Raw genomic sequence first — 19,640 nt, 5'->3', positions numbered from 1 at the left:
CAGGGCGGGTCACCAGTGGATGACGACCTTGTCTCCGATGCGGGACTCCCCGTAGAGCCGGACGATCCCGTCCCAGTCGCGCACGTTGACGCAGCCGTGCGACGAGCCGGCGTAGCCCAGTCGGGCGAAGTTCGAGGAGTAGTGCACCGCCTGGCCGCCGGAGAAGAACATCGAGTACGGCATCGGCGTGTGGTACAGGTTCGAGATGACGTCTTTCTTCTTCTTGTAGACCGTGAAGACGCCCTCGCGCGTGGGCAGCTCGTCGCTGCCGAACCGCACGTCGAAGCCGTACTGGGGGACGCCGTCGATGACCCACGTGAGGTGGCGGGTCGTCTTGCTGACGCACATGACGCGCCCGGTCATGCAGCGCGGGTCGAGGTCGGCCGCGGCGGTGTCGGGCGTCGGCTTCGGCTTGACGTTGTTCAGCTCGTCGGGCGTGGGGCGCCGGGTCATCGACACGAGCCTGTCCCACGTCGGCTCGTCGAGGCTGCCGGTGGCGGCGACGCCGCGCTTGGCCTGGAAGCCGCGCACGGCGGCCTCGGTGCGGCTGCCGTAGAGGTCGGACACGTCGCCGTCGAACCAGCCGATCTGCTTCAGCCGTGCCTGCAGCGAGCGGACCTTGGCCCCGGAGTCGCCGCGGCGCAGCAGGACGACGGGTGCAGGGGTGGGCGTCGCACTCGGCGTCGCCGAGGGTGTCGACACCGGTGGGGCGGTCGTCGGGGGAGCGGTGGTGGGCTCGGGTGTCGTCGGCTCGGGCGTCGACGCGTCGGTGCTCGTCGCCGTGGTGGTCGGGGTCGCTCCGGCGACATGGGTCGCGGCCGGCTGGCCGCCGGCATCGGGGGAGCAGCCCGTGAGCGAGACGACGAGCGCGCACCCGGCGGCGACGAGCGCGGCTCGCGACCACGAGGTGCGGGCACCGGGCACGGACGGGTGCGCGTGACGCGTCGGACGGGCGGGCGACGTGAGAGCCGGCATGGGTACCCCTGACCAGGACGATCGGTGCCAGCCCCTGCTCGCACCGTGGTAGCACGAGAGTGACGCGCCAACCGTCCCGGAGGTTGTCCGAGCGGACGTCCCGCGCCGCATCGTGACCGATCCGTTGCGAAACGCCCGCTCGACGGGGCCCGGCGCGTCAGGCGTTGTGCTGCTGCTGTTGCTGCTGCTGCATCGCGTGGTGGCGCCGCAGCACCTCGGTCAGCTTGTTCGCGCCGGCGACGACGGTCGCGGCGTGCAGCCGACCGGGCTGGCGCGAGAGGCGCTCGATCGGCCCGGAGATCGACACGGCGGCGACGACCCGTCCGGACGGGCCGCGCACCGGCGCCGAGACCGACGCGACGCCGGCCTCGCGCTCGGCGACGCTCTGGGCCCAGCCGCGTCGGCGCACCGCCGAGAGCGTCGTGGCCGTGAACGCCGCACCCTGCAGGCCGCGGTGCAGCCGGTCGGGCTCCTCCCAGGCGAGGAGCACCTGGGCGGCCGACCCGGCGAGCATCGAGAGCGTCGCGCCGACGGGGATCGAGTCGCGCAGGCCGACGGGCCGCTCGGCGGCCGCGACGCAGATGCGCTGGTCGCCCTGGCGCCGGAACAGCTGAGCGCTCTCGTTCGTGTGGTCGCGCAGGGCGCCGAGCACGGGTCCGGCGGCCGCGAGGAGCCGGTCCTCGCCGGCCGCCGACGCGAGCTCGCCGAGCCGCGGACCGAGGACGAAGCGGCCCTGCATGTCGCGCGAGACGAGCCGGTGGTGCTCGAGGGCGACGGCCAGGCGGTGCGCCGTGGGGCGGGCCAGACCGGTGGCACCGACGAGCTGTGCGAGCGTGGCCGGACCGGCCTCGAGGGCGCCCAGCACCGTGGCCGCCTTGTCGAGGACGCCGACCCCAGAAGAGTTGTCCATGCACTGATATTGACGTCTCAGGCACTGAGACGTCAATCCATGACGCGCACAAAAGGGCGAGGCTTTCAGGACAGCGACGTCGCGAGCCGGTCCTCGGTGGCGCACGCGCTGGAGCAAGCGAACGCCGCCCGGAGGGATGAGATGGCAGGGACACTGGCCGAGAAGGTCTGGGACGCACACGTCGTCAGGCGCGCCGAGGGCGAGCCCGACCTCCTCTACATCGATCTGCACCTGCTGCACGAGGTGACGAGCCCGCAGGCCTTCGACGGCCTCCGGCTCGCGGGCCGCCCGGTGCGACGCCCGGACCTCACCCTCGCGACCGAGGACCACAACGTCCCGACGACGCCCGGTCCGATCACCGACCCCGTCTCGAAGGTCCAGGTCGAGACGCTGCGACGCAACTGCGAGGAGTTCGGGGTCCACCTCTACCCGATGGGCGACGCCGACCAGGGCATCGTCCACGTCGTCGGCCCGCAGCTCGGCCTGACGCAGCCGGGCATGACCGTCGTCTGCGGCGACAGCCACACCTCGACGCACGGCGCGTTCGGCGCCCTCGCCTTCGGCATCGGCACGTCGGAGGTCGAGCACGTGCTCGCCACGCAGACGCTGCCGCTCAAGCCGTTCCGCACCCTCGCGGTCAACGTCACCGGTTCGCTGCCGGGCGGCGTCACCGCCAAGGACATCGTGCTGGCCGTCATCGCCAAGATCGGCACCGGCGGCGGTCAGGGCTACGTCATCGAGTACCGCGGCGAGGCCATCGAGGCCCTGTCGATGGAGGCCCGGATGACGGTCTGCAACATGTCGATCGAGGCCGGGGCCCGAGCCGGCATGATCGCCCCCGACCAGACGACCTTCGACTACCTGCAGGGCCGTCCGCACGCCCCGACCGGCGCCGACTGGGACGCCGCCGTCGCCGAGTGGACCGCGCTGCGCACCGACGCCGACGCCCTTTTCGACGCCGAGGTGGACATCGATGCGTCGAGCCTGACGCCGTTCGTCACGTGGGGCACCAACCCCGGACAGGGGCTCCCGCTCGGCGACTCCGTGCCCGACCCCGAGTCCTTCGCCGACGAGAGCGACCGTCTCGCGGCGGCCAACGCGCTGGCCTACATGGGCCTCGAGGCCGGAACGCCCTTGCGCGACATCAAGGTCGACACCGTCTTCGTCGGCTCGTGCACCAACGGCCGCATCGAGGACCTCCGGGCCGCCGCCGACGTCATCAAGGGCCGTCGCGTCGCCGACGGCGTGCGGATGCTCGTCGTGCCCGGCTCGGCCAAGGTGCGCCTGCAGGCCGAGTCCGAGGGGCTCGACGCGGTGTTCACCGATGCCGGGGCCGAGTGGCGCCTGCCCGGCTGCTCGATGTGCCTCGGCATGAACCCGGACACCCTGTCGCCGGGGGAGCGCAGCGCGTCCACGTCCAACCGCAACTTTGAGGGACGCCAGGGCAAGGGTGGGCGCACCCACCTCGTCAGCCCGCTCGTGGCTGCCGCCACGGCCGTGCGCGGCACGCTCTCGAGCCCCGCCGACCTCGGCTCCGCCGTCGAGCACGCGGTCGCGTCCAGCACCACCGGGGAGGCCTGAGCCATGGAGAAGTTCGAGACCCACACCGGGGTCGGGGTGCCGCTGCGGCGCAGCAACGTCGACACCGACCAGATCATCCCGGCCGAGTACCTCAAGCGCGTCACGCGCACCGGGTTCGAGGACGGCCTCTTCGCCGCCTGGCGCAAGGACGAGTCGTTCGTGCTCAACAGCCCCGTGTACGCCAACGGGTCGGTGCTCGTGGCCGGCCCGGACTTCGGCACCGGCTCGAGCCGCGAGCACGCCGTCTGGGCGCTGATGAACTACGGGTTCCGCGTCGTCATCTCCTCCCGCTTCGCCGACATCTTCCGCGGGAACAGCGGCAAGCAGGGGCTGCTCACGGCCGTCGTCGCCCAGGACGACGTCGAGCTCATCTGGAAGCACCTGGAGAACAACCCGGGCGCCGAGGTCGATGTCGACCTCGTGGCCCGCACGGTCCGCGCCGGCGAGATCGTCGCGGCCTTCGACATCGACGACTACACCCGCTGGCGGCTGCTCGAGGGCCTCGACGACATCGGCCTGACCCTCCGACACGAGGACGAGGTGTCCGAATTCGAGAAGCGTCGCCCGAGCCACAAGCCGGTGACCACCCCGGCCTGAAACCGGGGCTCGGGGCGGGTCCAGAACTCGCTCCTTACGACGGATCCCACTGTGTCACAGTGGGATCCGTCTCTCATTCCCCGTCCGGTGTGCGAGTCCGGATCCGGCGTCCGCGGCCCCCGGGGCGGGGGCGCGACACGTCAAAGTCCTTGCGACACAACGAAAAGCACGCCCTGGGGTGATGGACGAACCTGCCCGACGGGCCTAACGTCATGTCGTAGCCGGACGAGTTCCGGATGCCCACGTCGGGTCGCCTGACACCGACAGTCCTCTGGAGGGAAAGACGTGAACAAGGCAGAACTGGTCGACGCGCTCGAGAAGAAGCTCGGCAGCAAGAAGATGGCCTCCGACGCTCTCGAGGCCTTCCTCGACGTCGTCATCCGCGAGGTCGCCAAGGGCAACAAGGTCGGGATCACCGGCTTCGGCACCTTCGAGCGCGCCGACCGCGCCGCCCGGACCGGGCGCAACCCCAAGACGGGTCAGACCGTGCGCATCAAGAAGACCCGCGTCCCCAAGTTCCGCTCGGGCACGAACTTCAAGGAGATCGTCTCCGGCGCCAAGAAGGTCTCGCGCACCGAGTCCGCCGCCGCCCGCGCCACGGCCGGCAGCGCCACCGCGGCACCGGCGACGAAGGTCGCTGCGAAGAAGACGACCGCCAGGAAGGCCACGGCCACCACGAAGGCGGCAGCGACGAAGACCGCGGCGAGGAAGACCGCGACCAAGGCCGCCCCCGCCAAGACGGCGGCGAAGACGACCACCACGGCCCGCAAGACCACGGCCACCAAGGCCGCCCCGGCCCGCGCCGCCGCCACGAAGACCGCGGCGAAGAAGACCGCGACCAAGGCCGCCCCCGCCAAGACGGCGGCGAAGACGACCACCACGGCCCGCAAGACCACGGCCACCAAGGCCGCCCCGGCCCGCGCCGCTGCCACGAGGACGACGGCGAAGACCGCGACCAAGGCCGCCCCCGCCCGGACCGCGGCGAAGAAGACGACCACCACCAAGGCCGCCGCGAAGAAGACGACGGCCCGCAAGAGCGCCCGCTGACGCGTCGGTCCCACCGGCTGGGCCGGATGGGGCCACGTACTGCCACGAGGGCCCGGCCGTGCGGCCGGGCCCTCGTGCGTCCCGACGTGTACCGGGGGTGTACCGGGGGTGTCCTGGGGGTTACCGGGGGTGTCCCGCGGGAGACCGGCTCAGCGGATGCGCTGTCCCGGGCCAACGCCGACGATGCGCAGCGCCACGACGACGTCGTCGACGACGTCGACGGTCAGGCGCTGGCCGATTCGCAGCAGCCGCAGGCCGCTCGCCTCGAAGGCGGGCGAGCCGAACGTCAGCTCGACGCCGTCGTCGCGCAGGAGGCTTCCGGTGCGCGTCTCGGGGTCGTAGCGGTGGACGGTCGCCTGCATGCTCCTGATCCAAGCAGATCCGCGGTGCTCGAGCACCGCGCGGGTGGCGGCCCCCGGCCCGAGGCGACGCGCAGCGGCCAGGCCCGCGGCGTCATCGACATCGCTGCGCAGCCGGGGCAGGTCGAGCTCGAGCCGCACGGCCCCGTCGGACTCGTGGCGCGCCGCGCTGCCCGTGCCGAACCGGGGCGTGAAGTGTCGGCCGGTACGCAGCACCGTGCCGGTGCCGTCGGCGTCGGGGACGAAGGCGTCGTCGTGGCGCGCTGCCTCGGCGAGCGCTGCCCGCAGTGACACGGCGTCGAGGGCGGGCAGGTCACCGAGCAGGACGCCGACGAGTGGTGTCGTGCCGCCGACCCCGCGGGCCGCGTCGATCCCGGCGGTGACGGCGTCGTTGAGCCCGGTGCCCGGGTCGCCGACGACGGTGACGCCGCGCGCGCTCCACGTGGTGCCCAGGGTCGGGTCGGTGGTGACGAGCACGACCGAGGCGGCGCCGACCGCCTCGACGACGGCCTCGAGGGTGTCGGCGGCGATGGCCCGGCTCAGGGTCTCGCGGTCGGCGCCGACCGCGCGGGCGAGCCGCGACTTGCCGTGCCGGGGGTCCTTGACCGGCACGACGACCCGCCAGGCCGACGCATCGGCTCCGTCGGTTCCGTCGGCGTGGTCGCCGCCGTGGGCCGCTGTCGGGGCGTCCGGGGGAGTTGTCATGCTGACGCCATCGTCCCACTCGCCGCGCGGTCGCTCGACACCGCGCCGGGTGATGACAAGATGAACCCAGCCACGCCGAGGGGCGGGCACGACGAGGAGGACGTGACCAAGTGACGGGTGCCCGACCGAGGCGGCTGCCGTGGGCCTACCGGTTCGCGGCGCTGCTCCTGCGCCGGCCGCTGCTGCTGCTCACCAAGCGCGACTGGCGCGGCGTCGAGAACCTCCCGAAGGAGGGCGGCTTCGTCGTCTCGCCGAACCACATCTCCTACGCCGACCCGCTGCCGTTCGCGCACTTCCTCTTCGACAACGGCCGGGCCACCTACTTCCTGGCCAAGGACAGCCTCTTCACCATTCCCTTCGTGGGGATGATCCTGCGCCGCTCGGGCCAGATCCCGGTGTACCGCAACTCGGCCGCAGCCACCGACGCCTACCGCGCGGCCGTCGAGGGCGTGCGCGCCGGCAAGGCGCTGGGGATCTTCCCCGAGGGGACCATCACCCGCGACCCCGACCTGTGGCCGATGCGCGGCAAGACCGGCGCCGCCCGCGTCGCCCTCGAGACGCGCTGCCCGCTGATCCCGGTGGCGCAGTGGGGCGCCCACGAGATCCTCTCGCCCTACGGCCACCGGCCCTCGCTCTTCCCGCGCAAGACGATGCACGTCATCGCCGGCCCGCCCGTCGATCTCTCCGACCTCTACGACCGGCCCATCGACACCAAGACCCTGCGCGAGGCCACCGACCGGCTCATGGACCGCATCACCGGGCTCCTCGAGGAGATCCGTGGGGAGAAGTCGCCGCACGAGCGCTTCGACCCGCGGCGGCACGGCGTCTCCGAGATCGGCCACCCGGTCAACCACGACGACATCGGCCGCCCGACGCGGTCGCGGATCCACCGGAAGGACCCCTCGTGACCCGCGTCGCCGTCATGGGCAGCGGCAACTGGGGCACGGCGTTCGCCGTGATCCTGGCCGATGCCGGCTCCGAGGTGCGGATGTGGGCCCGGCGCCCCGAGCTCGTCGAGAGCATCAACGCCGGCCGCAACGCCGAGTACCTCCCCGAGCTGGAGCTGCCGCCGACCGTCCGGGCCACCGCCGACCCGCAGCAGGCGCTCGACGGCGCCGAGGTCGTCGTGCTCGCCGTGCCGTCCCAGACCCTGCGGGGCAACCTCGACCAGTGGGGTGCCGCCCTGCCGGCGGGCGCTCCCGTCGTGTCGCTCATGAAGGGCGTCGAGCTCGGCACGACGCTGCGGATGAGCCAGGTCATCGCCCAGGCGGGCGTCCGCGAGGACCGCATCGTCGTGCTCTCCGGGCCCAACCTCGCTCCCGAGATCGCCCTCAAGCAGCCGGCCGCCGGGGTCGTCGCCTGCACCGACATGGACACCGCCGAGCTCGTCGCGTCGGCGTGCGTCACCCCGTACTTCCGCCCCTACACCGACACCGACGTCATCGGCGCCGAGGTGTGCGGTGCGACGAAGAACGTCGTCGCGCTGGCGTCGGGGATGGCCGAGGGCCTCGGGTTCGGCGACAACACGAAGGCGACGATCATCACCCGCGGCCTGGCCGAGATCACCCGCCTCGGTCTCGCGCTCGGGGCCCACCCGCAGACCTTCATGGGGCTGGCGGGCGTCGGTGACCTCATCGCCACGTGCATGTCGCCGCTGTCGCGCAACCACTCCTTCGGCGTCCGGCTCGGCCGCGGCATGAGCGTCGCCGAGGCCACCGCCGAGATGCGCACGACGACCGAGGGGGTCAAGTCGTGCGAGTCGATCCTGACCCTCGCGCGCGAGCACGACGTCGACATGCCGATCTGCGAGCAGGTGGTGGCCGTCATCCGAGACGGGCACTCGGCGAGCGAGGTCGGTCCGCGTCTCATGTCGCGCGACCTCAAGGCCGAGAAGCACTGACCCACCGTCCGATCCGGGGCGCGCGCCCTCCGTCGCGTAAACCCGGTGGCCGCGACGCAGTCCGGCGGGCGAGCATGACGTCATGAGCGAGCAGCCGACGCGATGGACCCGCGCCACCGTCTACCCCGACATGTGGACCGACCCCGACGACGACCCGCGCAACACCGACGGCTCGAGCCCGGACGGTGAGCTCGCGACCCTGCAGGACTACCTGAGGGACTACCGGCTCACGCTCCTGATGAAGTGCGAGGGACTCGACGCCCGGCAGCTGGCCAGGCGGTCGGTGCCGCCGTCGTCGATGTCGCTGCTCGGCCTGGTGCGCCACCTCGCCGAGGTCGAGCGCGACTGGCGCGGCTGGATCGGCACCGACGGACGGCTCCCCAAGCTGTACCCCGACACCGAGAGCAGCTCGGACGGAGACTTCGACGGTGCCGTGGGCGAACAGGAGGTCGTCGACGCGGCCTACGCCGACCTGGCGCGCGAGCAGTCCGAGACCGATGCCGCCCTCGCGGCCCACCCCGACCTCGGTGAGCGGCTCGGCACGGACCGGATCGCGGTGCGCGAGCTCATGGTGCACCGGATCGAGGAGTACGCCCGGCACTGTGGCCACGCCGACCTGTTGCGCGAGTGCATCGACGGCCGGGTCGGGCAGTGAGCCACAGCCCGGCTCTGCGAGGACGGTTCGTCCGGCCTGCTGCTCAGGCGCTGTGCAGCGCCTGGTCGAGGTCGGCCCAGAGGTCCTCGACGTGCTCGATGCCGACCGACAGGCGCAGCAGGTTGACCGGCACCTCACGTGACTCCGAGGGATGGCGCCGGCGGCGCTCCACCTGTGACTCCACACCGCCGAGGCTCGTCGAGTGCAACCACACCCGCGTCGACGCGCAGACGCGCTCGGCGGCGGCCTCGTCGCCCGCGACGTCGATCGCCAGGATGGCGCCCGTCCCGGCGTAGCGGACCCGCTCGACGCAGGGGTGGTCCGCGAGGCGTCGTGCCAGCTCCGCCGCGCTGGCGCTCGCCCGCTCGAACCGCACCGAGAGGGTCCGCAGCCCGCGGAGTGCGAGGTAGACCTCCATCGGACCGGCGATCGCGCCGTGCAGGGTGCGGTGGCGGCGCAGCCGCTCGGCCAGGCCGCGGCCGCGTTCGGTGTCGGCCGTGACCGTCGCGCCCAGCACGACGTCGCTGTGGCCGGACAGGTACTTCGTCACCGAGTGGACGACGACATCGGCACCGAGCCCGAGCGGCCGGCACAGCAGCGGCGTCTGCAGGGTGTTGTCGACGACGCTCGTGACCCCGAGCTCGCGCGAGCGCGCGAGGACGACGTCGAGCTCCGTGACGTCCATGAGCGGGTTGGTCGGGGACTCGAGCCACAGCAGGTCGGCCAACTCCAGCGCGTCGAGGAAGCCGGCGGTGTCGGTGGCGTGGACGCGCACGACCGTGCCGCCCGCCTCCTCGTGAGCCGCCAGCAGGTCCCCGGTGCCGTTGTAGGTGGTGTCGGGCGCGACCACCGTGCCGCCGGCAGGCAGGAGCGACAGGGCGGCCGAGATGGCCCCCATGCCCGAGGCGTGGACGAGGGCACGGCCGCCCTCCAGGCCGCCGAGGGCCTCCTCGAACGCGTCCCACGTCGGGTTGCCGACGCGGGCGTAGTTGACGTCGCCCTCCGCGGCATAGGTGGAGGTGAACTCGACCGGGACGTTCACCGAGGCGCCGGGTGAGCGTCCCGGCCGACCGGACGCCACGAGGAACGTCTCGACGTGCAGCTGGCGCGAATCCTCATCCCTGACCACGGCGCCAGCGTACGAGGGGCGTCTGAAGGCTTCGATAGAGTCTCGTCTGATGACCACGGACCAGCCCCAGCCCGCCCAGGACAGCCGCCGCCCGCGCGTCGCCATCGTCTTCGGAGGCCGTTCCTCCGAGCACGCCGTGTCGTGCTCGACGGCCGCGAGCGTCCTGCGATCCATCGACCGCGACAAGTACGAGGTCGTGCCGGTCGGCATCGCCCGCGACGGGCACTGGGTGCTCGTCGCCGACGACCCCGAGCCGCTGCGGCTGCTGCCGGGCCAGACGCCCGAGGTCGACGGCGCCGGCGCGTCCGTGGTGGTGCCGCTCAGCACGGGCGACCGCTCGCTGACCGTCCTCGAGCCCGGTCTGCCGCCGCGGGCGCTCGGCGACGTCGACGTCGTCTTCCCGCTCCTGCACGGCCCGTTCGGCGAGGACGGCACCCTCCAGGGACTGCTCGACCTCGCCGACGTGCGCTACGTCGGCTCCGGGGTCACGGCCTCGGCGGTCATGATGGACAAGGCGATGATGAAGGTCGTCTTCGAGGCCGCCGGCCTCAAGGTCGGCCCGTACGTCGTCATCACCGACCGCGAGTGGAACCGCGACCCCGAGGCGGCGCTGTCGCGGGTCGAGCCGCTCGGCTGGCCGGTGTTCGTCAAGCCGGCCCGCGCGGGCTCCAGCATGGGCATCACGAAGGTGGACGACGCGTCCGCCCTGCGCGCCGCGGTCGAGGCAGCCCGCGAGCACGACCCGAAGGTCGTCATCGAGGCCGCGGTCGTCGGCCGCGAGATCGAGTGCGGCGTGCTCGACGGGCACGGCACCGACGCCCCGCGGACCAGCGAGCTCGGCGAGGCCGTCGTCGTGTCGGGCCACGCGTTCTACGACTTCGAGGCCAAGTACCTCGCCGAGGACGACGTGCGCCTCGACTGCCCCGCCGACGTGCCGCCCGAGGTGGCCGACCGGATCCGCGAGATGTCGCTGCTCGCCTTCGAGGCCGCCGGCTGCGAGGGGCTGGCGCGCGTCGACTTCTTCTACACGCCCTCCGGCGACGTCGTCATCAACGAGATCAACACGATGCCGGGGTTCACGCCGCACTCGATGTACCCGCGGATGTGGGCCGCGTCGGGCCTGGCCTACCCGGACCTCATCGACGAGCTCATCTCGCTCGCCCTCGAGCGGCGCACCGGCCTGCGCTGACGCGGTCGGCGCCCCCACGCGTCGGGCCGGGACGCGTCAGGTGCAGGGACGCCTCAGCTGCAGTGGCGTCCGGTGGCGGGCAGCGAGCGCGCCAGGTCGCCGAAGGCGGGCAACAGCAGCGGCACCGGGCCGTAGGCGGTGGGGGCGAGCACCTCGATCGCGGGGTCGCGGCCGTAGGTCGTGGCCATCGTTCCGTCGGACAGCCGTCGCACCACCCAGTCGACGCCGTCGACCGTCACGCACTCCTCGGTGGTCGGCGCCAGGGGCTCCAGCCCGCAGCGGGCGATGAGAGCCGGGTCGCCCCAGGCCGCCACGGACGGGTCGGCAGGGTCGGTGGCCACGCGGTCGTGGCCGCTCACGGTCGCGGGCCACGTGGCGTCGCGGCACACCGGCGCCGAGGCCTGCGGGGCGAGCGCCACCTCCGTGGACCGGCTGCACGCCCCGAGCGTGATCAGGGCGAGACCGGCGAGGGACAGCACGACGGCGGCGCCGCGGGGCGCCGCCGTCGGGATCAAGCTGCTCAGGTCGGCCGGTCCTCAGACGTGGACGACGGTGCAGGTCAGCGTCCGGGTGATGCCCGGGACGTCCTGCAGCTTGGCGATGACGAGCCGGCCGAGGTCGTCGACGTTCTGGGCCTCGACGCGCGCGATGACGTCGTAGGGGCCCGTGACGTCCTCGGCGAGCGTCACCCCCGAGATGCCGGCGATCTGCTCCGCGACGCTGGCCGCCTTGCCGACCTCGGTCTGGATCAGGATGTAGGCCTGGACCACGTGTCACCTCACTGTGTTGGGAGCATCTGTGCGGGGTGCCGCGGCGCGCGGCTGCAGGGCACCTCGGTGTGACGGTGCCGCTGCCCTGACGCTACCTTGCCATGGGACCTCACGTCCCGGGGAAGCCGGCCCCCTGCCCGGCGCTGAGACGGCAGCACGGCGTCAGCGGGACGCTCGCGACGACAGTGGGACGACAGCGGGACGCCGGAGGGCGTGCCGGACGACGAGGAGGGCCGCGGTGAGCGATCCGCATGCGAGCACGCCGGGCGACGGGACGCCCCGCCCGTCGGGCGAGAGCGTCGACGCGGCCGGCACGGTCGCTCCGGCGGCGGACCGGCCGGCCCGGGGCCCGATGCTCACCGGCGGCACGCCGCTTCGCTCGCTCGACGAGGACGCGCTCCTCGCGCGGATCCTGCCGCTCTTCCCGGCCGGCGCCGACCTCGACGTCGCACCCGGCGACGACGCCGCCGTGCTGCGCACCGGCCCGCGGACCATCGCCACCACCGACACCGTCGTGCTCGGCCGTGACTGGCTCGACGCGTGGTCGTCCGGCGCCGACGTCGGTCACAAGGTCGTGGCGCAGAACCTCGCCGACGTCGCGGCCATGGGCGGGCGCCCCACCGGCGTCCTCGTGACGCTCGTCGCCGACCCTGGCGTCGCCGTCGAATGGGTTCTCGACCACGCCCAGGGGATCGCCGAGGCGTGCCGCGCGGCCGGCGTCGACGTCCTCGGCGGCGACCTGTCCTCGGCCCCGGCCGGCGTCGTCATGGCGTCGGTGACCGCGCTCGGAGCGCTCGACGGGGACCCCGTGCTGCGCTCGGGAGCGCGGCCGGGCGACGTGCTCGCGGTGCGGGGCTCGCTCGGCCTGGCCGACGCGGGACTGCGTCTGCTCCTCGCCGGGGCGGGGGAGCGACTGCCGGAGGCCGTGGACCGGCAGCGCCGCCCGCGGCCGCCGCTCGCCGACGGTCCGCTCGCCGCCCGCGCCGGGGCGAGCGCGATGCTCGACCTGTCAGACGGCCTGCTGCGCGACGGCGGTCGGATCGCACGCGCCAGCGCGGTCGTCGTCGACCTCGACCCGGTCGCCTTGGAGCCGTTCGTCGCCGCCCTCGCGCCGGTCCTGGGCCGTGAGGTCGCCCGCGACTGCGTGCTCGCCGGTGGGGAGGAGCACTCGCTCCTCGCGACGTTCCCGGAGGAGCGGCTGCCCGAGGGGTGGACGCGCCTGGGTGCCGTCCGGTCACCGGCCACGGGGGAGCGGCCCGGCATCGTCGTCGGTGGACGCGTCGTCACCCACACCGGCTGGGACCACTTCCACGGCGACCCCACCTGAGCGACCTTGCGGCGCAGCCGCGCCCAGGTGGTCACCCGGGTACACGAAAGGCCGGCACCCGAGGGGGCCGGCCTTCAGCGTTGGGGGTGTCTTGCGCTCAGCGCGCGACCTTGCCCGCCTTGAGGCAGGACGTGCACACGTTGAGTCGCTTCGGCGTCACACCGTTGACCAGCGTACGAACGCGCTGGATGTTCGGGTTCCAGCGGCGCTTCGTGCGGCGGTGCGAGTGCGAGATGTTGTGACCGAAGCCCGGCCCCTTGCCGCAGACGTCGCAGTTGGCAGCCACGGGTATCTCCTGAAAGCTCGATGATGAGAGAGTGCGTCTCCAGCCCGTCCCCGGTGGACGCACATGAGCGTGCGTCACCCCGGTCGATGGACGGGGGAACCGGTCAAGAGTAGCCGACGAGACGCGTGGACGACAAAACGGCATCGGGGCCGCCCTCGGCCGGGGGCGGAGCGGCTCACGAGAGGGCGCGGGCGGTGTCGACGAGCTGCGCCGCGTACGCGGGGCCGTGCGACGACGCGTGGGTGGCGAGCGGGTGCAGCTGGTGCAGGTCGAGGCGCTCGTGCCAGCCCCGCTCCAGGCCGGCCGCCTCGGCGTAGGCCGCCGTGACCCGGTCGAGTCCGGGGCAGCCGAAGAGGGCGAGCATCGCGAGGTCGGTGAGGCCGTGCCCACCGTGTGCGGCCGGGTCGATGACCACCGGACCCTCCAGCGTGAAGACGACGTTGCCCGACCACAGGTCGCCGTGGATCCGCGCCGGCGGCCGGTCGTCGTCGAACTCGCCGGCGGCGATGCGGTCGCAGAGCCGCTCGACGACGCGCGCCCCGGCCGGGTCGAGATGGCCGACGCGCACCGCGTTGCGGGCGAACGGGCGGACCCGCTGCTCGGCGTAGAAGAGGCCCCATGACGCGGTGGGATCGTTGGACTGCACCTGGCGGCCGATCCACGCCTCGCCCGTCCAGCCGGGGGGTGGCGCGCCGAACGCCGGGGCGCCCGCGGCGTGCGTCGCGGCAAGGCCACGCCCCAGCGACTCGGCCGCGGCCGCGGACGGCGCGGCGGGGTGCAGACGCGCGAGGTCGATGTGGTCGGGCCCGAGGCCACGGACCTCCACGACGCGCACCCCACCCGCAGCGTCGCCGAGCCAGCGCAGGCCGGCGGCCTCGACCTCGTAGAAGCCGGCGGGGGCGCCCGCCCACGACTTGCGGTGGACGGCGGTGGAGGCGCTCGACACAGGGCCAACGTAGCCGCACGGCCGGGCCGGTTGCATGCGACGGTCGGGGCGAACCGCTAGCCTGCCGAGCACCCGCACGAGCACGAGACGAGCAGGAGGACCGTTTGCCCGGCGCCGAGCCGCAGCCCGACGGGGCGCTCACGCTCCTCGACCTCGTCGCGGTGCGACGGTGGGCCGTGCTGACCCGCTCGCTCTACGCCGCGCAGCGTGCCGAGATCGACGCCCTCAACGTGTTCCCCGTGCCCGACGGTGACACCGGCACCAACCTCTACCTCACCTTCGACGGGGCCGTCGAGCGCACCCTGGGGGCCGAGGAGCCCGAGTCCGCCGGCGCGCTCCTGACGACGTTCGCCCGCCACCTGCTGTGGACCGCCCGCGGCAACTCCGGGGTCATCCTCAGCCAGCTGGCGCGCGGCCTGGCCGAAGGCTGCGAGCCGGCCGAGGAGATCGACGGCGCAGTCCTGGCGGGCGGTCTGCGCCGCGCGGCCGAGCGCGCCCAGCAGGCGGTGACCGACCCCAAGGAGGGCACGATCCTCACCGTCGCCCGCGCGATGGCCGACGCCGCCGAGGCGGCTGCCGCAGGGCACGCCTCGCCCGTGCCCGTCCACGTCGTGGCCACCCGGGCCCTCGAGGCGGCGCGCGAGGCCCTCGCCGCCACGCCCGAGCAGCTCGAGGTGCTGGCCCGCGCCGGGGTGGTCGACGCCGGGGGCGCGGGGCTCGTCGTGCTGCTCGAGGCACTCGAACGCGTCTGTTCCGGCCAGCGGGGGCGACCGTCGCCCGACGCGTCGGACCGGCGCCAGCGGCTGCGCCCCGGCCGGTCGCACCCGGTGCTCGGTCCGGGGCCGGACGAAGCCCGGCCCGCCGAGGACCTGCCCGACTACGAGGTCATGTACCTGCTGGCCGACTCCGACGACACCGCGGTCGACACCCTGCGCGAGCGTCTCCTCGGTCTCGGCGACTCCGTCCTCGTCGTCGGCGGCGACGGCGAGTGGAACGTCCACGCCCACGTCCACGACGCCGGTGCCGCCGTCGAGGCCGGCATCGAGGCCGGGCGCCCGCACCGGCTCCGCATCACGCGTCTCGTCGACGCGCACCCCGGCCACGACCACGCGTCGGGGAGCCATCCCGGCCGTGCCGGCGCGGGGGCGGCGGAGGCCCGTACGGGGTCGGCATCCGGGATCGTCGCGTGCACGGCCGGCGCCGGCCTCGAGTCGCTCTTCGAGGACGCCGGCGCCGTCGTCGTGCGTTCGGGTCCCGGCCGCCGCGCCTCGACCGGCGGCCTCATCGACGCCATCCGCGCCCAGCACGCCCGCGGGGCCGGCGGTGTCGTCGTGCTGCCCAACGACGGCGACACCCTGCTCGCCGCCGCGGCTGCCGCCCGGGCCGTCGCCGACGACGGCATCGAGGCCCATCTCGTCCACGTCCGCACCGCCGTCCAGGGCATCGCCGCGCTCGCGGTCTTCGAACCCGACGCCCCGGCCACCGAGAACGTCCTCGCGATGCAGGCCGCCGCGTCGGCCACGCGTCACGGTGCCGTCACCCTCGCCAACCGGGCGGCCCTGACGAGCGGCGGCCCGTGCAGCCCCGGCGACGTGCTCGGTGTCGTCGACGGCGACATCGTCATCGTCGGATCCGACGAGCTCGACGTCGCCCGGGAGGTCGCGCGACGCCTGCTCGGCAGCGGGGGAGAGCTCGTCACGGTCGTCGCGGGTGCCGATGCACCGCACGGCCTCCTCGACGCCGTCACCGCGGAGGCGCGCCGCGCCCACCACGGCATCGAGGTCACCCTCATCGACGGGGGCCAGCCCGTGTACAGCGTCCTGCTCGGCGTGGAGTGACCGTGCCGGCCCAGACCTTCACCGAGGACTCGCCCCTGACCAAGCTGCTCAAGAAGCCGGAGGCCGAGCAGCTGGCCCGCACCAAGGGCCTGCTCAGCGTCGCCGACCTCTTCGAGTTCGCGCCGCGCCGGTACGTGCGCCCCGGTCAGCTCACCGACCTCTCCTCGCTGCACGTCGGCGAGGACGTCCTCGTCGTGGCCGAGGTCGTCACGGCGACGACACGCAGCATGCGCAACCGCCGCGGCAAGATGCTCACCGTCGTCATCGGCGACGACCAGGGCAACGAGCTCGACGTCACCTTCTTCAGCGCCTACGGCCACGAGAAGAAGCTGCTGCCCGGGGTCCGAGGGCTCTTCGTGGGGCAGATCGGCAGCTACGGCCGGCGGCTCCAGCTCACCCACCCGGAGTACGAGCTCTTCGCCGACGACGAGCAGGGCGAGGCGACCGTCGAGTGGTACCGGACCCACCGCGTGCCGGTCTACTCGACGACCGGCAAGCTCAACTCCCTCAAGCTGCGCCGCCTCGTGTACCAGGCGCTCGACTCCGTCGACCACGTCCGTGAGCCCGTTCCCGAGGCCGTGCGCGCGGCGCGCGGCCTGCCCGACCGCGCGGCCGCGCTCGAGCTCGTGCACCGGCCCTCGCTCGAGGACAAGCCGGCGCGCGGGCTCGACCGGCTCAGGTACGACGAGGCGTTCGTCCTGCAGACGATCCTGGCCCAGCGCCGCAAGGCGGCCGAGGCCGAGCTCGCGACGCCACGACCGCCACGGCCGGGTGGCCTGCTCGCGGCCTTCGACCAACGGCTGCCGTTCGAGCTGACGCAGGGACAGCGCGAGGTCGGCGAGGTGCTGACCTCCGAGCTCGCGTCGGAGCGGCCGATGCACCGGCTGCTGCAGGGCGAGGTCGGCTCGGGCAAGACGATCGTCGCGCTGCGCGCCATGCTCGCCGCCATCGACGCCGGCGGCCAGGCCGCACTCCTCGCCCCCACCGAGGTGCTCGCAGCCCAGCACCACCGCTCGATCACGGCGATGCTCGGCGACCTCGCCCAGGGCGGCATGCTCGGCGGTGCCGAGCACGGCACGACCGTCACGCTGCTCACCGGCAGCCAGAACGCCGCGACCCGGCGCAAGGCGCTCCTCGACGCGGCCTCGGGGGAGGCCGGCATCGTCGTCGGCACCCACGCCCTCATCCAGAAGCACGTCCAGTTCGCCGACCTCGCGCTCGTCGTCGTCGACGAGCAGCACCGTTTCGGCGTCGAGCAGCGCGACGCGCTGCGTGAGAAGGGCGTCCGGCCACCGCACGTGCTCGTCATGACGGCCACCCCGATCCCGCGCACGGTCGCGATGACCGTCTTCGGCGACATGGAGACCTCGACGCTGCGCGAGCTGCCCCGGGGCCGCTCGCCGATCGCGACGCACGTCGTCGACGCCCAGCGGCCGGGCTGGGTCGAGCGCACGTGGCAGCGGGTCGCCGAGGAGGTCGCCAAGGGCCACCAGGCCTACGTCGTGTGCCCCCGCATCGGGGGAGACGACGCCGGCGCGCGGGGGGAGTCCGGATCAGGAGCTGACTCCGAGGACGCCGGCGACTGGGACGGCCAGTGGGAGGGCGAGGACGCCGACGCGCCCCGGCGCGAGCTCACCGGCGTCCACGAGATGCTCGACGACCTCGCCTCCATGCCCGCGCTCGCCGGCCTGCGCCTCGGCCTCCTTCATGGCCGCCTCGACGCCGACACCAAGGACGCCACGATGCGCGCCTTCGCGGCCGGCGACATCGACGTCCTCGTGGCGACCACCGTCATCGAGGTCGGCGTCGACGTGCCGAACGCCTCGGTCATGGTCGTCGTCGACGCCGACCGCTTCGGCATCTCCCAGCTGCACCAGCTGCGGGGCCGCGTCGGCCGTGGCTCGGTGCCGGGCCTGTGCCTGCTCATGACCAAGGACCCCGGCGAGCGCGCGATCGAGCGGCTCGACCAGGTGGCCGCCACGACCGACGGCTTCGAGCTGGCCCGCGTCGACCTCCAGCTGCGGCGCGAGGGCGACGTCCTCGGTGCTCGCCAGAGCGGCCGCGGCAGCTCGATCCGCCACCTGCGCCTCGGCCGGGCCGAGGACGAGCAGATCATCGCCGACGCGCGCGAGGACGCCTTCGCGATCGTCGACGCCGACCCGCAGCTGCGCGAGCACCCTGCCCTCGCCGCCGCGGTCGCCATGCGCCTCGACGACGAGCAGGCCGCCTGGCTGGAGAGGGGCTGACATGACGCGCGTCATCAGCGGGACGGCCGGCGGCCGCCGCCTGCGCACCCCACCCGGATCGGGCACGCGACCCACGTCCGACCGGGTCCGCGAGGCCCTGTTCAGCAGGCTCGAGCACCGCGGCCTGCTCGAGGGCACCCACGTGCTCGACCTCTACGCCGGATCCGGGGCCCTGGGCCTCGAGGCCGCGAGCCGCGGGGCGACCATCGTCCTGCTCGTCGAGTCGAACGCCGCCGCGGGCAAGGTCATCAGGGCCAACATCGGGGTCGTCGGCGTACCGGGCGTGCGGCTGCTGGCCACGACCGTCGAGAAGGCTCTCGCGGCGGGTCCGCCGGCAGAGGTCCGGATGGACCTCGTCCTGCTCGACCCGCCCTACGACGTCGACGAGCCGACGCTCGCGGCCGTCCTGCGCTCGCTCGTCGAGCACGAGTGGCTCGCCGAGGACGCCTTCGTCGTCGTCGAGCGCTCGAGCCGCACGCCGCAGCCGACGTGGCCCGAGGGGCTCGAGCTCTCGGGGGAGAAACGCTACGGCGAGACGACGGTGTGGTTCGCGGAACCGCCGACGGGCGGGGCCGCCTGAGCCCGACCCCGAGCGACCCCGCGAGCGCGAGACCGTGTCGCCCGGTCCGCAGCCCTCCTGCGCGACGGTCGGCCGGTAGGTTGGGCGCGTGAGCACCGAGACGCGTCGCTGTGTGTGCCCCGGTTCCTACGACCCCGTGACGAACGGGCACGTCGACGTCGTCACGCGCGCGAGCCGCCTCTTCGACGAGGTCGTCGTCGCGATCCTGCACAACCCCGCCAAGGAGGGCACCTTCTCCGTCGCCGAGCGCACCCGCCTGCTCGAGGCGTCGGTCGGGCACCTGCCGAACGTCCGCGTCGGCGACTGGGCCGGCACGCTCGTCGTCGACGTCTGCCGCGAGGTCGGGGCCGAGGCCATGGTCAAGGGACTGCGTGGCGGTACCGACTTCGCCTACGAGCTGCCCATGGCGCACATGAACCACCACCTCACCGGCGTCGAGACGCTCTTCCTCGCCTCCGAGCCGACGCTCCAGCACGTGAGCAGCTCGCTCATCAAGGAGGTCGTGCGCTACGGCGGCGACGTCAGCGGGCTCGTGCCGGACGCCGTCCTGACCGCGCTGCGCGACCGCGTCGGGGGCGAGACCGCCTGATTTGGGTGCCG

Annotated in this window: 20 protein-coding genes; 12 read left to right on the top strand and 8 right to left on the bottom strand. The window is 73.6% G+C overall.

Annotated elements, in window-relative coordinates; all coding sequences use genetic code 11:
* Nucleotides 1-9: 9 nt before the first annotated feature.
* Both AC3A5R_RS02265 and AC3A5R_RS02260 read right to left on the bottom strand, forming a co-directional pair.
* Nucleotides 10-975 (bottom strand): L,D-transpeptidase family protein, encoded by a 966-nt coding sequence (locus AC3A5R_RS02265; RefSeq protein WP_487619153.1) that lies wholly within the window; start codon nucleotides 973-975, stop codon nucleotides 10-12.
* Nucleotides 976-1,132: 157 nt separating this feature from the next.
* The gene (locus AC3A5R_RS02260; RefSeq protein ID WP_323096888.1) at nucleotides 1,133-1,885 is read right to left on the bottom strand and encodes an IclR family transcriptional regulator; all 753 of its coding nucleotides are present in this window, start codon (nucleotides 1,883-1,885) and stop codon (nucleotides 1,133-1,135) included.
* A gap of 141 nt (nucleotides 1,886-2,026) precedes the next feature.
* Here AC3A5R_RS02260 and leuC point away from each other — a divergent pair, with 141 nt between their 5' ends.
* From leuC to AC3A5R_RS02245, 3 genes are all read left to right on the top strand, one after another.
* Nucleotides 2,027-3,466 carry a 3-isopropylmalate dehydratase large subunit gene (leuC, locus tag AC3A5R_RS02255; protein ID WP_487619152.1) on the top strand — a complete coding sequence of 480 codons (1,440 nt, stop codon included), beginning with the start codon at nucleotides 2,027-2,029 and terminating at the stop codon, nucleotides 3,464-3,466.
* Between the two features lie 3 nt (nucleotides 3,467-3,469).
* Nucleotides 3,470-4,063 (top strand): 3-isopropylmalate dehydratase small subunit, encoded by a 594-nt coding sequence (leuD, locus tag AC3A5R_RS02250; RefSeq protein ID WP_487619151.1) that lies wholly within the window; start codon nucleotides 3,470-3,472, stop codon nucleotides 4,061-4,063.
* Nucleotides 4,064-4,348: 285 nt separating this feature from the next.
* A complete protein-coding gene (locus AC3A5R_RS02245) occupies nucleotides 4,349-5,110 on the top strand; it encodes an HU family DNA-binding protein (protein ID WP_487619150.1) in 762 nt (253 codons plus the stop codon).
* A gap of 149 nt (nucleotides 5,111-5,259) precedes the next feature.
* Here AC3A5R_RS02245 and cofC read toward each other — a convergent pair whose 3' ends face one another.
* Nucleotides 5,260-6,174 carry a 2-phospho-L-lactate guanylyltransferase gene (cofC, locus tag AC3A5R_RS02240; protein ID WP_487619149.1) on the bottom strand — a complete coding sequence of 305 codons (915 nt, stop codon included), beginning with the start codon at nucleotides 6,172-6,174 and terminating at the stop codon, nucleotides 5,260-5,262.
* A 110-nt stretch (nucleotides 6,175-6,284) separates the two neighbouring features.
* Here cofC and AC3A5R_RS02235 point away from each other — a divergent pair, with 110 nt between their 5' ends.
* The 3 genes from AC3A5R_RS02235 to AC3A5R_RS02225 all read left to right on the top strand — a co-directional run bounded on the left by AC3A5R_RS02235 (nucleotide 6,285) and on the right by AC3A5R_RS02225 (nucleotide 8,729).
* Nucleotides 6,285-7,082: a lysophospholipid acyltransferase family protein gene (locus AC3A5R_RS02235; protein ID WP_487619148.1), complete on the top strand. Its 798-nt coding sequence runs from the start codon at nucleotides 6,285-6,287 to the stop codon at nucleotides 7,080-7,082.
* A complete protein-coding gene (locus AC3A5R_RS02230) occupies nucleotides 7,079-8,074 on the top strand; it encodes an NAD(P)H-dependent glycerol-3-phosphate dehydrogenase (protein WP_487619147.1) in 996 nt (331 codons plus the stop codon). Before AC3A5R_RS02235 ends, AC3A5R_RS02230 begins: the two co-directional genes overlap by 4 nt.
* Nucleotides 8,075-8,156: 82 nt before the next feature.
* Nucleotides 8,157-8,729 (top strand): DinB family protein, encoded by a 573-nt coding sequence (locus AC3A5R_RS02225; protein WP_487619146.1) that lies wholly within the window; start codon nucleotides 8,157-8,159, stop codon nucleotides 8,727-8,729.
* Between the two features lie 43 nt (nucleotides 8,730-8,772).
* Here the strand turns inward: AC3A5R_RS02225 and AC3A5R_RS02220 are convergent, their stop codons facing one another.
* The gene (locus AC3A5R_RS02220; protein ID WP_487619145.1) at nucleotides 8,773-9,858 is read right to left on the bottom strand and encodes a trans-sulfuration enzyme family protein; all 1,086 of its coding nucleotides are present in this window, start codon (nucleotides 9,856-9,858) and stop codon (nucleotides 8,773-8,775) included.
* Between the two features lie 49 nt (nucleotides 9,859-9,907).
* Between AC3A5R_RS02220 and AC3A5R_RS02215 the strand changes: the two genes are divergently transcribed.
* A complete protein-coding gene (locus tag AC3A5R_RS02215) occupies nucleotides 9,908-11,047 on the top strand; it encodes a D-alanine--D-alanine ligase family protein (protein ID WP_487619144.1) in 1,140 nt (379 codons plus the stop codon).
* A 53-nt stretch (nucleotides 11,048-11,100) separates the two neighbouring features.
* Here the strand turns inward: AC3A5R_RS02215 and AC3A5R_RS02210 are convergent, their stop codons facing one another.
* Both AC3A5R_RS02210 and AC3A5R_RS02205 read right to left on the bottom strand, forming a co-directional pair.
* A complete protein-coding gene (locus AC3A5R_RS02210) occupies nucleotides 11,101-11,562 on the bottom strand; it encodes a hypothetical protein (protein WP_487619143.1) in 462 nt (153 codons plus the stop codon).
* A 21-nt stretch (nucleotides 11,563-11,583) separates the two neighbouring features.
* Entirely contained in the window at nucleotides 11,584-11,817 is a 234-nt protein-coding gene (locus tag AC3A5R_RS02205; protein ID WP_323096899.1) for an Lrp/AsnC family transcriptional regulator, read from the bottom strand.
* Between the two features lie 352 nt (nucleotides 11,818-12,169).
* Here AC3A5R_RS02205 and thiL point away from each other — a divergent pair, with 352 nt between their 5' ends.
* Nucleotides 12,170-13,144 carry a thiamine-phosphate kinase gene (thiL, locus tag AC3A5R_RS02200; protein ID WP_487620106.1) on the top strand — a complete coding sequence of 325 codons (975 nt, stop codon included), beginning with the start codon at nucleotides 12,170-12,172 and terminating at the stop codon, nucleotides 13,142-13,144.
* Nucleotides 13,145-13,241: 97 nt separating this feature from the next.
* On the opposite strand, the gene rpmB is transcribed toward thiL, so the two are convergent.
* Together rpmB and AC3A5R_RS02190 are read right to left on the bottom strand one after the other, a co-directional pair.
* The gene (gene rpmB / locus AC3A5R_RS02195) at nucleotides 13,242-13,430 is read right to left on the bottom strand and encodes a 50S ribosomal protein L28 (protein WP_076259851.1); all 189 of its coding nucleotides are present in this window, start codon (nucleotides 13,428-13,430) and stop codon (nucleotides 13,242-13,244) included.
* Between the two features lie 175 nt (nucleotides 13,431-13,605).
* Nucleotides 13,606-14,412, bottom strand: coding sequence for a fructosamine kinase family protein (locus AC3A5R_RS02190; RefSeq protein WP_487619142.1), 807 nt, complete (start codon nucleotides 14,410-14,412; stop codon nucleotides 13,606-13,608).
* Nucleotides 14,413-14,480: 68 nt separating this feature from the next.
* Here AC3A5R_RS02190 and AC3A5R_RS02185 point away from each other — a divergent pair, with 68 nt between their 5' ends.
* The 4 genes from AC3A5R_RS02185 to coaD all read left to right on the top strand — a co-directional run bounded on the left by AC3A5R_RS02185 (nucleotide 14,481) and on the right by coaD (nucleotide 19,629).
* Nucleotides 14,481-16,214, top strand: coding sequence for a DAK2 domain-containing protein (locus AC3A5R_RS02185; RefSeq protein WP_487619141.1), 1,734 nt, complete (start codon nucleotides 14,481-14,483; stop codon nucleotides 16,212-16,214).
* Nucleotides 16,215-16,216: 2 nt separating this feature from the next.
* Nucleotides 16,217-18,460, top strand: a complete 2,244-nt coding sequence (locus AC3A5R_RS02180) for an ATP-dependent DNA helicase RecG (RefSeq protein ID WP_487619140.1) — start codon at nucleotides 16,217-16,219, stop codon at nucleotides 18,458-18,460.
* Nucleotide 18,461: 1 nt separating this feature from the next.
* Nucleotides 18,462-19,040 carry a 16S rRNA (guanine(966)-N(2))-methyltransferase RsmD gene (rsmD, locus tag AC3A5R_RS02175; protein WP_487619139.1) on the top strand — a complete coding sequence of 193 codons (579 nt, stop codon included), beginning with the start codon at nucleotides 18,462-18,464 and terminating at the stop codon, nucleotides 19,038-19,040.
* 88 nt (nucleotides 19,041-19,128) lie between these two features.
* The gene (gene coaD / locus AC3A5R_RS02170) at nucleotides 19,129-19,629 is read left to right on the top strand and encodes a pantetheine-phosphate adenylyltransferase (RefSeq protein ID WP_487619138.1); all 501 of its coding nucleotides are present in this window, start codon (nucleotides 19,129-19,131) and stop codon (nucleotides 19,627-19,629) included.
* The last annotated feature ends 11 nt before the right edge of the window (nucleotides 19,630-19,640 follow it).

Source organism: Intrasporangium sp. Soil_C_50 (assembly GCF_057656595.1).
Note: the sequence above shows the minus strand (reverse complement) of the source record. Positions and strands in the feature narration are given on the sequence as shown.

Coding starts and splice junctions, on each gene's coding strand:
- AC3A5R_RS02265 (WP_487619153.1), bottom strand. CDS start 975: ATGCCGGCTCTCACGTCGCCCGCCCGTCCGACGCGTCACGCGCACCCG.
- AC3A5R_RS02260 (WP_323096888.1), bottom strand. CDS start 1,885: ATGGACAACTCTTCTGGGGTCGGCGTCCTCGACAAGGCGGCCACGGTG.
- leuC (WP_487619152.1), top strand. CDS start 2,027: ATGGCAGGGACACTGGCCGAGAAGGTCTGGGACGCACACGTCGTCAGG.
- leuD (WP_487619151.1), top strand. CDS start 3,470: ATGGAGAAGTTCGAGACCCACACCGGGGTCGGGGTGCCGCTGCGGCGC.
- cofC (WP_487619149.1), bottom strand. CDS start 6,174: ATGACAACTCCCCCGGACGCCCCGACAGCGGCCCACGGCGGCGACCAC.
- AC3A5R_RS02225 (WP_487619146.1), top strand. CDS start 8,157: ATGAGCGAGCAGCCGACGCGATGGACCCGCGCCACCGTCTACCCCGAC.
- AC3A5R_RS02215 (WP_487619144.1), top strand. CDS start 9,908: ATGACCACGGACCAGCCCCAGCCCGCCCAGGACAGCCGCCGCCCGCGC.
- thiL (WP_487620106.1), top strand. CDS start 12,170: ATGCTCACCGGCGGCACGCCGCTTCGCTCGCTCGACGAGGACGCGCTC.
- AC3A5R_RS02190 (WP_487619142.1), bottom strand. CDS start 14,412: ATGCAACCGGCCCGGCCGTGCGGCTACGTTGGCCCTGTGTCGAGCGCC.
- rsmD (WP_487619139.1), top strand. CDS start 18,462: ATGACGCGCGTCATCAGCGGGACGGCCGGCGGCCGCCGCCTGCGCACC.